Source organism: Streptomyces sp. NPDC051677 (genome assembly GCF_044453465.1).
In the GTDB taxonomy this organism is placed as follows: Bacteria; Actinomycetota; Actinomycetes; order Streptomycetales; family Streptomycetaceae; genus Streptomyces.
Genome location: NZ_JBITCT010000119.1, coordinates 1 through 8,578 on the forward strand (window position 1 = coordinate 1; position 8,578 = coordinate 8,578).

The window sequence follows — 8,578 nt, forward strand, 5'->3', positions numbered from 1 at the left end:
CACCCGCAGCCGCCTCGGACGCCTCGTCCGACAAGGCTTCCTCACCCAACCCGGACGAGGTCGCTACGAGAAACGGACTTAACGTCCACTCAGATGCCGCAAAGCTGCGAGCTGTGATCGAGCCGCGCTGGTGGCGGCGTCCCCCAAGACCAAGGTGACTCTTCAGAAAGCCTCGACGGCTTCTGGGCGACCACTCTGGAGCCGAACACATTGACTGGACAGACATCCCATGAGCTGGCGTGTCAAGCGGCGAGCGCGTGAGCTCGGTTGGACCAAGCTGTCGCCTCGTCGTATGGTGTGCCGGTTTTGAGGCAGCCGTGCAGGATACCGACGAGCCGGCTGGCGAGCCGGCGCAGGGCGGCGTTGAATTCGATGCCGCGAGCTCGTTGCCGTTCGTAGTAGGCACCTGGCTCCGGCGGAGACTCGCAGCGCGGAGAAGGCTGGGGCGATCAGGGAGTCGATGAGCCGGTCGTTGCGCATGCTGCTCCTGCAGACCTTGCGCTGGCGCGATGAGATCCGCGACCCCTCAGACCTCGCCCACCTGGTCCCCGCCGTGCTGCTGAGCGACCGTGAGCGACGGCTGGCGGATGTGCTGGTGCAGGAAATGATCGGCGTGGACGACAGCGTGGACCCTCGACGGGTACGCCCACGCCCTGGAGCAGCTGGTCGACGCCGTCGTCGCGGGAGACACTCCGGCCGAACCGCCCCGGCCCGAACCGCTGTCGACCTCATGACCGCGCTGCAGCAGAGCGTCGATGAGGCACGGTCCGCCCGGCATCCTACGAAGGCCGACCGGCAGGGGAAGTGATCAGCCCGCCCATCCGATGTCACGGACCTCGATCGCTCCGGCGTGCGGCATGTACTGGATCCAGCACCGCCGCCCGAATGCCTCCCGGATCTCCTCCACCGAGCCCGGGTCACGGACATCGGGCCACGCCCGCGGATCCTTCCGCGCGACCTCCACCAGCGCCATCAGTCGGGTCTGCGGGCTGGAGCCCGCGACCGGGGGGAAATCGGCGGCGATGCGGCGGTCCGCCCGGCAGAATCGGGTGATCGACACGCCCTTTGGGGGAGCTATGCAGGAACTCCGGTTCGACGACATCCGGTTCACCGTGGAGGTCGGCAGCGATCAGACGTGGCTGCGGCGCGCACTGGGAGCTCACGAGCTGTCCGTTCAGCTCGCCGTGGGAGTGTCACCGTTCACCGAGGCCGGGAAGATCCTCGCCCTGGAGGCAGACCTGTTCGGCTTCGAGGCGACGGGGCAACGCTCCCGGCTCGCCCGGACCACGGCGAACCTGGCGTACACCCCGAAGGTGACCGTCCACCGGGAGACCCTGTCGTTCCCGCTGACGTCGCTACAGGTCCACGCGATCGAGGAGGGCCGCACCGGCGACGTACGGTTCGAGATCGACCTCAACGCGACCCTGCCGCAGGCGCCCGGGTACCCGGGGAGCACCCAGGACACGGCGCACATCACCATCGCCAAGAGCCGGTGGGAAGAGCAGATCGCGCAGCTGGGGCCGTCCGCGGCGTTCGAAATGGCCGTGCCCTACCCGCTCGGCGACCCGCAGCGGGCCGAGGTCGGCCGGACGCTGCGGGAGGCGCAGCGGCTGCTGACCGTGGGGGAGATCAGGGCGTCGATCCTGGAGGTCAGGCGGGCGCTGGAGTGGATCCAGCAGAACGTGGACTGGGATAACCCCGGGTCGAGGAAGCAAGGCAGCCAGTGCAACCAGACCGAGCGGTGGTGGCGGATCCAGGATGCCCTGTACGGCCAGACCTGCGGTGCTCTGCACAACGACGCGGTCACCAAGACCTTCCAGTACGACCGGGCCGAGGCGGAGACGCTCCTGGCGATGACCGCCGCACTGCTGCGGAACGTGCCCGGCACCAGCGCGTGAAGGGGCGCCCGGCGCCCGTCCCGCGACCGAAACGAGGACCGTATGACAACTGAGCACCGCGGTATTGCAGGCCCATACACCGCGTACGACGGACTGCCCGTCCTGCACGCGGTGGATAAGGATCTGCCGCTGATTCATCCGTACGCCCCGGTGACGCCCGGCCGCTACGTCACGCCCGGAGGCGGACGGCTCACCATCCGCCCGCCCGAGGTGCCCGCCCACATCCGGATCACGCTGGACCACATGGGCTGCCCCGCCCAGTTCACCGACGAGAAGAACGCCGCCTTCAAGCGGCTCGCCCTGGCCGCCGAGGGTCATTGCGTGCAGGCGGGGTGCCGGCACCGCGCCGCGTACGCGGACGGGGTGCTGCGCATCTTCGAGGTGCGCACCGGGAGCATCGCGCTCGCCGCGTTCGTGCGCGCCGCGCTCGCGGTCGAGTTGGGGGACTTCAGTCCCACGGACCGGCTCTTGCAGGAGACCGAAGCGCTGGCCGGGCCTGTCCGCCAGGAGGGCGAGGGGGACCAGGACAACGGCGGCTAGATGAATGATGCGAAGGTGTGAGTGGTCTAGGTAGATGTGACCTGGTCGTGCAGCCTGACACCAGCCGCGTGTACCCACCGTGATCTGCCGCCTGAGCCGGGCCACGATGGGTGGAGCCTGGCTGGGCGGGCGGGAGCTACTGGAGACGTGTCGCAGTCCGGATGAGGTCGGCGACGGCTCTGGATCGGCTGTGCGGTGGCCAGGCGATCACGATGGTGACTGTCGGCGCGTCCAGCACGGGCACGGCGGCGAGGGCACCGTGCAGTTGGGCTCGGCAGGGCCTTGTAGACACCCCATCCCTTGGCGATCAGTGTGCGTGTGCCGAACGTTCCGTTGCCGTTGCCGTACTGGCGGTAGAGGTTGCCGCCGGTGTCCCGCGCGACGATGGCGGCCTTGCCGTCGCGGTCGACGTCGCCGACGACCTTCTTGCACGCCTTCCAGTTGTCGTACAGCTTCACGCGGGCCGACAGCTTGCCCGTGCTGGTGCCCTTGTAGAGGTAGACGGTGCCGGTCGTGGCGTTGCGGGCGATCGGGTCCGGGCGGCCGTCCTTGGTGACGTCGCCGGGCGAGGTCAGCACGTCGTACTGGTTCCAGCCGCCGGCGGCGAGGGCGGTGTACGGCGTCGTCGGCTTCAGGAGCGCGTTGCAGCCCGGCTTGTACCGGCGCACCGCGCCGCTGGTCAGCGGGACGAGGACGTCGTTGCAGCGGTCGCCGTTCAGGTCGCCGAGCGGGATGGTCCTGGTGGATGTGGCCCAGCCGCTGCCGGCGACCTTTCCGCAGTAGGCACCGGTGGACGCCTTGCCGAGCATGAAGGACATCGCGCCGGCGGCGTCGAGCGTGAGCAGGTCGCCGATGCCGTCCGGGTGGCAGATGCGCCGCCGAAGTCCCGGGCGACGGCGCTGCCGCCGGTGACGGTGGCCGTGCCCCGGCTGCACGGCAGAGGTCGCGCCCTCCTGGGTGGCGCGCAGCGTCCAGGTCAGCGGACCGTTCGCGGCGAAAGTCCCGGACGTCGTACGGCCGTTCCAGCTTGTGCGACCTTCAAGCCGCCCTCGGGTGCGTCCGTGAGTGTGCGGACGGTCCGGGCCGCCGGGTCGGTGAGGGTCACGGACCCGGCAGGTCAGGGGCGTTCGTAAAGCTGGAGCAGGCCGCCGAGCGAGAAGCACGAGGCACCGGTGAGGGCGGTCGCCGACGATGCCGCGCTGCGCCGGCTGCGCAGGCTCAACGCCACCGCCGCGACCGCCGTTTCCGCGCCGCCGGGCGGGCCGGGACTCCCACACGGCGGTGCCACCGCCGGGGGGCTGCCAGGCGAGACGGGTGGTGAACGGTCCGGTGCCCTCGGCGCGCTGATCGGCGGATGTCATGCGGGTGGGATGGTGGCGATGCTGGCCTCTTCCTCCGGTCAGCGGGCGAGGGTGACGGTGATGGGCTGGTCGGGGCAGACGGCGAGGCGCTGGGCGAGTGCGGTCTGTTCGGCGGGGTCAATGGTGAGGCGGTAGCGGGTCTTGTCGGCGACCCAGTCGGTGACGTACTGGCACCAGTGGCCGGCGTACGGCGGCAGCCAGGTGGACGGATCCTGGTCGGCCTTGGACCGGTTAGAAGCGGCGGACACCGCGATCAGCGCGCGTGCGTCGTCGAGGTCGTTGGCGTACAGCTCGCGTTCCTTCGCCGTCCAGGCGGAGGCGCCGGAGTCCCAGGCTTCGGCGAGCGGGACCAGGTGGTCGACGTCGAGTTTGCGGGCGGCGTCGAAGTACTGGTCGTCGTAGGCGGAGTACCACAGGCCGCCGGTGAGGGTGCAGCCCGCGCCGATCTCGGGGGCGGTGATGGCTTCGGCCAGGAGGACTTCGGCGCGCGTGTTGCAGGAGTCTCGGTCGGCGTCGGTCCAGTGCTTGAACTTCGTTCGCTCGTAGCCGGTGCGGGATTCGTCCTGGACGGTGAGGGCGGCGAGGGCGTCGCGGACCGGCACGGTGACAGTGTCGCCGGGGGCGTGCTGCTGCAGGGTCGGTGCCGGTGCAGAGGCGGCGTGGGCGGTGGCCGGGGTGAGCAGGGCGGCGAGCGCGGACAGCGCGGCGGCGGCCGAGCGTCCGGTACGGGCGAGACGCACGAACGGGTCCTTCCGAAGATCACGAACGGTCTGCACCTTCGTAGTCGGCGCCTCGGCGCCGTGGCAGCCGGTCGGCCCGGAAATCACCCGTACGGCGAGCAAGTCACACGATCTCACGACAGCGTGCCGTGAACCGCCGCCGGGCCCCGCGTTCCTGCGGCACTCTCGTGCAAGGCATACGGGCGGATCGACGGCGCCGCTGCCGAAGGCTGTTCCGGGGCCCGGGGCCGGTTGAACGAAAAGGGCGGGGTGCAGTGCGCGCGTGCGAGGAGAAGTCCGAGCACGGCTGGGTGCTGGACACGGTGGCGGAGCCGCTGCGGGCCGGCGTGCGCGCGCTCACCGGACCGGGTCTGGTGGAGAGAGCGGACCGGAGACTCGGGCCGAACTGTCGGCGTGGGAGGGCCGGCCGGTTGCCTGGGCGGTGCGTCTGGCGGCCGCCGGCCACGACCTGCTCGTCTACACCGTCGCCCGCCCGGCTCCGGCGCCGTCCAGGCTGGGGCCGCAACAGCGGCTGGTGGAGTTGCTGCCGTTGCAGATGACGGCACTGCGCGTGTTCGTCGGCCTCACCGGCCAGCTCTGGGTACCGCCGGCCGACGGGCTGGCGGAGCAGGTCCGTACGGCGTCGTGTGATCACGGGATCAAGCGGTGGCGACTGCATCTGACATAGGAACAGATGGAGTGCGTGGCGTACGGGTTGTGGCTGCACCGGATGACGGGCTCCGCAACAGAGGCCAACCGCTTCGGCCGCGAGTGTGGCGTCGTACATAGTCCGGCCCGGGCCGGGGACGAGGGACCCCCGGTCGCCGACGGCAGGCCGTCGGCGAGCAGAGCAACTGCACCGCGTGGTGCGGGGGCCGGCGGGCGAGGGTGACGGTGGTGGGCTGGTCGGGGCCGTTACTGAGGGCCCGGAGAGTGCGGCGTGTTCGGTGGGCTGATGGACAGGCCCCACCTGGTCCTGTCGGCGATCCAGTCGGTGGCGTATTGGCAGCGGCAGCCCTGGGCGGGCGGCCGCCAGGTGCTGGGTCCTGGTCGGCCTTGCTGGCCGCTCGCGCCGCGCTCCTGGGACAGAGTTGCTGGGCTCCCGCGCCGCATGGCGCAGCCGGTTCCTTCTGGTTCCCATCACGCGGCGCGGCCTGCGGACTCGCTGGGGGTCAGCCGATGCCCGTGACCTGGAGCGCGGTGGTCCAGTTGTTCTTGATGGCACTGCGCGCGGCGGACAGGGTGATGGTGCCGTTGCAGACGGCGTTCTTCAGTTTCGTCTCGGTGCCGTCTTTGGTGTAGGCGGTCTTCGTGCCGTAGTGCGGCTCTGGCCACAGGTTGCCGGGGCCGCGGGGCGCGCCGCCGAGCTCCAGCGGCACGAGGTGGTCCTCCTCGTAGTCCGACATGTCGGTGTCGGAGTACCCGTAGTCGATGATGCCCTGCGCCTTGAGCGGGTTGGTGTAGGACGTGGACGGCCGGACGGTGGCAGTCCAGCCGGACACGCAGATGGTGCTGTGGATGTTCGACTGGGTGACGTCGGGGTTGTACGAGCCGGGCGTGCAGGACGAGTCGGGCAGCGGCAGGTAGGACTGGGAACAGGTGGAGGCGTGCGCGGTGCCGCTCACCGCGATGATGAGGCCTGCGGCGGCCATGCCGAGGGCGGTGGCGGTGGCGGTGACGCGGCGCAGAGGGCGCATTTGGCGGTCTCCCGCATTTGGCCCGGAGGCGAGGTTCCGGGCGGCTGACGAAATGACAGCACCAGCCGAATCTATGCGGGTAGACGCAGGCGGTGAACATCTGGTGACCTGCACCTTCTCCATACCAGGGCATGGGCGAGCCTTACCCAAAACCGCAGTTTCGCTTGGGACTTGAGTCGAACGGGCCGCGCGGTGGCACCCCCCCGCATTCCGTCGCGCTTCTTGGCGCGGGCCCCGGCCGGTGTGCTGATGCGCCAGCCGGGCAGTATGTGCCCAGCCAATGCCTGCTCATGAGGGGTCGTCATGCGCTCTGCCCGTCGTGCTGCTTTGTCGGTCCTGTTCGCCGCCCTGTTGGTGGCGGGCTGCTCGCCCGACTCGCTCGGTGGCTTGTCCGCGTCTGCGAGCGGGACGCCGGCAGCGGGCCCGTCGGGGACGGCCGCCGCCTCCGGTGGGGCAGCTGGGCGGGCGATCGCGGTGGGGGCCGGTCCGCAGAAGACGTACACGGTGCAGCAGCAGCCGGCCCCGGGCTCCTGCCGCTACCGTCACGAGCACGGGGAGCCGCTTCAGGACCCGAAGTGCACGCCCGGCGCCGTCTCCCCGGCGGTCACGCAGGCGAACCTGGCGTCGACGATCTGCCGCAAGGGCGGCTACACCTCCGGCATCCGCCCCTCCACGTCCGTGACCGGCAAAGAGAAGAAGCTCAACGCAGCCTCCTACGGCTACACCGGCCGCATGGGGGACGCCGAGTACGACCACTTGATCAGCTTGCAGCTGGGCGGAGACCCCAACGACTACCGCAACTTGTGGGTGGAGCCCGCCGATCCCGGCCACCGCACGGGCTCCGGGGTCAACAACAAGAAGGACCCGGTGGAGACGAAGCTGCACACCGCGGTCTGCAAGGGCCAGGTCACTCTCGCATCCGCGCAGAAGGCCATCGTGATCGACTGGACCACGGCCCTGGCCACCCTCCACCTCGCCTGAAGGGGGCAGCTGATGGACTGTCGCGTCGCACTCGAACAGCCTGACCGTCTCCGGTAGGCCCGCGCCGGCCGCCGGCACGCGAAAGCCCCGGCTGGACGGGGGAGACCAGCCGGGGCCGTAAGGCGGTGGCGTGCGGAGGAGGGGTCGCCTCTCGGCGAAGGGCTCCATGGGGCTTCAGCCGGACGATCGTCCCCATGGGCTATAGGTGAGGCCCGGGGACACTGTCCCCTCCGCTAGCCACGTATAGGTGAACGGTCAACTTTCTCGGGTTGTTCCCGCCCGGTCCCGCCTGCCGGTGTGAGCTGAGGAACACCCCTTGCTGGAGGCCTCGATTGAGGTCGTCAGCCGTGGTAGTTGATGTAGCCGTTGCCGTCGGCGTCGTTGGCGCGCTTGGTGTAGGAGTGGACGTCCGCCTTGGCGCCGGCGGGCTTGAGCAGGTAGATGGTGTCCTTGTCGTTGTTCCAGATGAAGTTGCAGTTCTGGCGGTAGACGACGTTGCCGGCGTCGGAGTCGGTGCCGCGGCCGCCGCGCAGCTTCACGTAGTCGCCGGGCTCGAGTTGGTGGCTGGCGGTGAAGGTGAACTTGTTGCCGGCGGCGTCCTTGACGACGTAGCCCTTGAGGTTGACGGTCGTGGTGCGGGAGTAGTTCTTGATCGTCAGGTACTCGTCCTTGGCGTTGCCGCCGGTGCACCGGTTGGAGTCGCTGCCGGGGGCGTCGTACTGGACGCCCTTGACCTTCAGCGCGGACGAGTACTCGGTGGCCTGGGCCGGGCCGGCGGCGATCACGGCGATCGTGCCCGCTGCGGCGACTACGGCCAGGGTGTGGCGCATACGCATGAGGAAATCCCCCCTCAGTGGTGCGAATGGAGCGCCAGGAGCATACCGAATGTGATCAGTAGGTGTTTTTGGCGTGTACGGGTCGTGAAGGTCGCTGACTGTGACGGGATGGGCCGGGTCCTCCCCGCATGGGGGCCGCGGTTCGGGCCCACTGCGGTGATAGTCGGACGCTTGGTGTGCGCCGCGAGGCGCTTCGTTGTATCCCCGACGCAGTCGGGATGAACTTGGAGGGAGGTTCTTGGGTCGCCCGGCTTACCTGAACGCGAAAGCGGGAGGGGACCAGAGCATGCCGGGAAAGCGGTGGACGTCCCGGAGGCGTTCAGGGCGTCGTGCCGCAAGGCCCGCACGATATGGCCAAGGCTGGATTGCTTGAAGCCCAATTCCCAGAGTGAAAGTGACGCACCGTCGGAACAACGCCTGTAACCGACGTCCATGCTATGCCCGGGCATGAACCGTGAGGTTCCCCCGTCATGCGGGATGTGCTGATCAGCTGGTCAGCAGGGGTTGATGGGTGTTCAGATTCGTTGGTTCGGCCGTCGCCTGTTC

Annotated in this window: 10 protein-coding genes and 2 pseudogenes; 6 read left to right on the plus strand and 6 right to left on the minus strand. The window is 69.6% G+C overall.

From position 1 onward, the window contains the following. Positions 1-460 precede the first annotated feature (460 nt). Entirely contained in the window at positions 461-808 is a 348-nt protein-coding gene (locus ACIBAF_RS48790) for a hypothetical protein (RefSeq protein ID WP_399473244.1), read from the plus strand. On the opposite strand, the gene ACIBAF_RS48795 is transcribed toward ACIBAF_RS48790, so the two are convergent. Beyond that, positions 809-1,024, minus strand: a complete 216-nt coding sequence (locus ACIBAF_RS48795; RefSeq protein WP_399473262.1) for a hypothetical protein — start codon at positions 1,022-1,024, stop codon at positions 809-811. A gap of 52 nt (positions 1,025-1,076) precedes the next feature. On the opposite strand from ACIBAF_RS48795, the gene ACIBAF_RS48800 reads away from it, so the two are divergent. Continuing rightward, positions 1,077-1,898 carry a hypothetical protein gene (locus ACIBAF_RS48800; RefSeq protein WP_399473246.1) on the plus strand — a complete coding sequence of 274 codons (822 nt, stop codon included), beginning with the start codon at positions 1,077-1,079 and terminating at the stop codon, positions 1,896-1,898. Between the two features lie 42 nt (positions 1,899-1,940). Next, complete coding sequence (locus ACIBAF_RS48805) at positions 1,941-2,438, plus strand: DUF6420 family protein (RefSeq protein WP_399473248.1); 498 nt, start codon at positions 1,941-1,943, stop codon at positions 2,436-2,438. A 136-nt stretch (positions 2,439-2,574) separates the two neighbouring features. Here the strand turns inward: ACIBAF_RS48805 and ACIBAF_RS48810 are convergent. The 3 genes and pseudogenes from ACIBAF_RS48810 to ACIBAF_RS48820 all read right to left on the minus strand — a co-directional run. Continuing rightward, positions 2,575-2,712 (minus strand): annotated as a pseudogene (locus tag ACIBAF_RS48810) (LysR family transcriptional regulator); the annotation flags it as partial. A 118-nt stretch (positions 2,713-2,830) separates the two neighbouring features. Further along, positions 2,831-3,799, minus strand: a pseudogene (locus ACIBAF_RS48815) (FG-GAP repeat domain-containing protein); the annotation flags it as partial. A gap of 38 nt (positions 3,800-3,837) precedes the next feature. Continuing rightward, positions 3,838-4,539: an HNH endonuclease family protein gene (locus ACIBAF_RS48820; RefSeq protein WP_399473250.1), complete on the minus strand. Its 702-nt coding sequence runs from the start codon at positions 4,537-4,539 to the stop codon at positions 3,838-3,840. A gap of 421 nt (positions 4,540-4,960) precedes the next feature. Here ACIBAF_RS48820 and ACIBAF_RS48825 point away from each other — a divergent pair, with 421 nt between their 5' ends. Together ACIBAF_RS48825 and ACIBAF_RS48830 are read left to right on the plus strand one after the other, a co-directional pair. Then, positions 4,961-5,206, plus strand: coding sequence for a hypothetical protein (locus tag ACIBAF_RS48825; protein ID WP_399473252.1), 246 nt, complete (start codon positions 4,961-4,963; stop codon positions 5,204-5,206). Positions 5,207-5,212: 6 nt separating this feature from the next. Continuing rightward, positions 5,213-5,410, plus strand: a complete 198-nt coding sequence (locus ACIBAF_RS48830) for a DUF6417 family protein (RefSeq protein WP_399473254.1) — start codon at positions 5,213-5,215, stop codon at positions 5,408-5,410. Between the two features lie 280 nt (positions 5,411-5,690). On the opposite strand, the gene ACIBAF_RS48835 is transcribed toward ACIBAF_RS48830, so the two are convergent. Next, positions 5,691-6,215, minus strand: coding sequence for a hypothetical protein (locus tag ACIBAF_RS48835; protein WP_399473256.1), 525 nt, complete (start codon positions 6,213-6,215; stop codon positions 5,691-5,693). A gap of 303 nt (positions 6,216-6,518) precedes the next feature. Between ACIBAF_RS48835 and ACIBAF_RS48840 the strand changes: the two genes are divergently transcribed. Beyond that, on the plus strand, positions 6,519-7,196 hold the full coding sequence (locus tag ACIBAF_RS48840) for a hypothetical protein (RefSeq protein WP_399473258.1): 678 nt from the start codon (positions 6,519-6,521) through the stop codon (positions 7,194-7,196). A 341-nt stretch (positions 7,197-7,537) separates the two neighbouring features. Here ACIBAF_RS48840 and ACIBAF_RS48845 read toward each other — a convergent pair whose 3' ends face one another. After that, entirely contained in the window at positions 7,538-8,032 is a 495-nt protein-coding gene (locus ACIBAF_RS48845) for a lamin tail domain-containing protein (protein ID WP_399473260.1), read from the minus strand. Between the last annotated feature and the right edge of the window lie 546 nt (positions 8,033-8,578).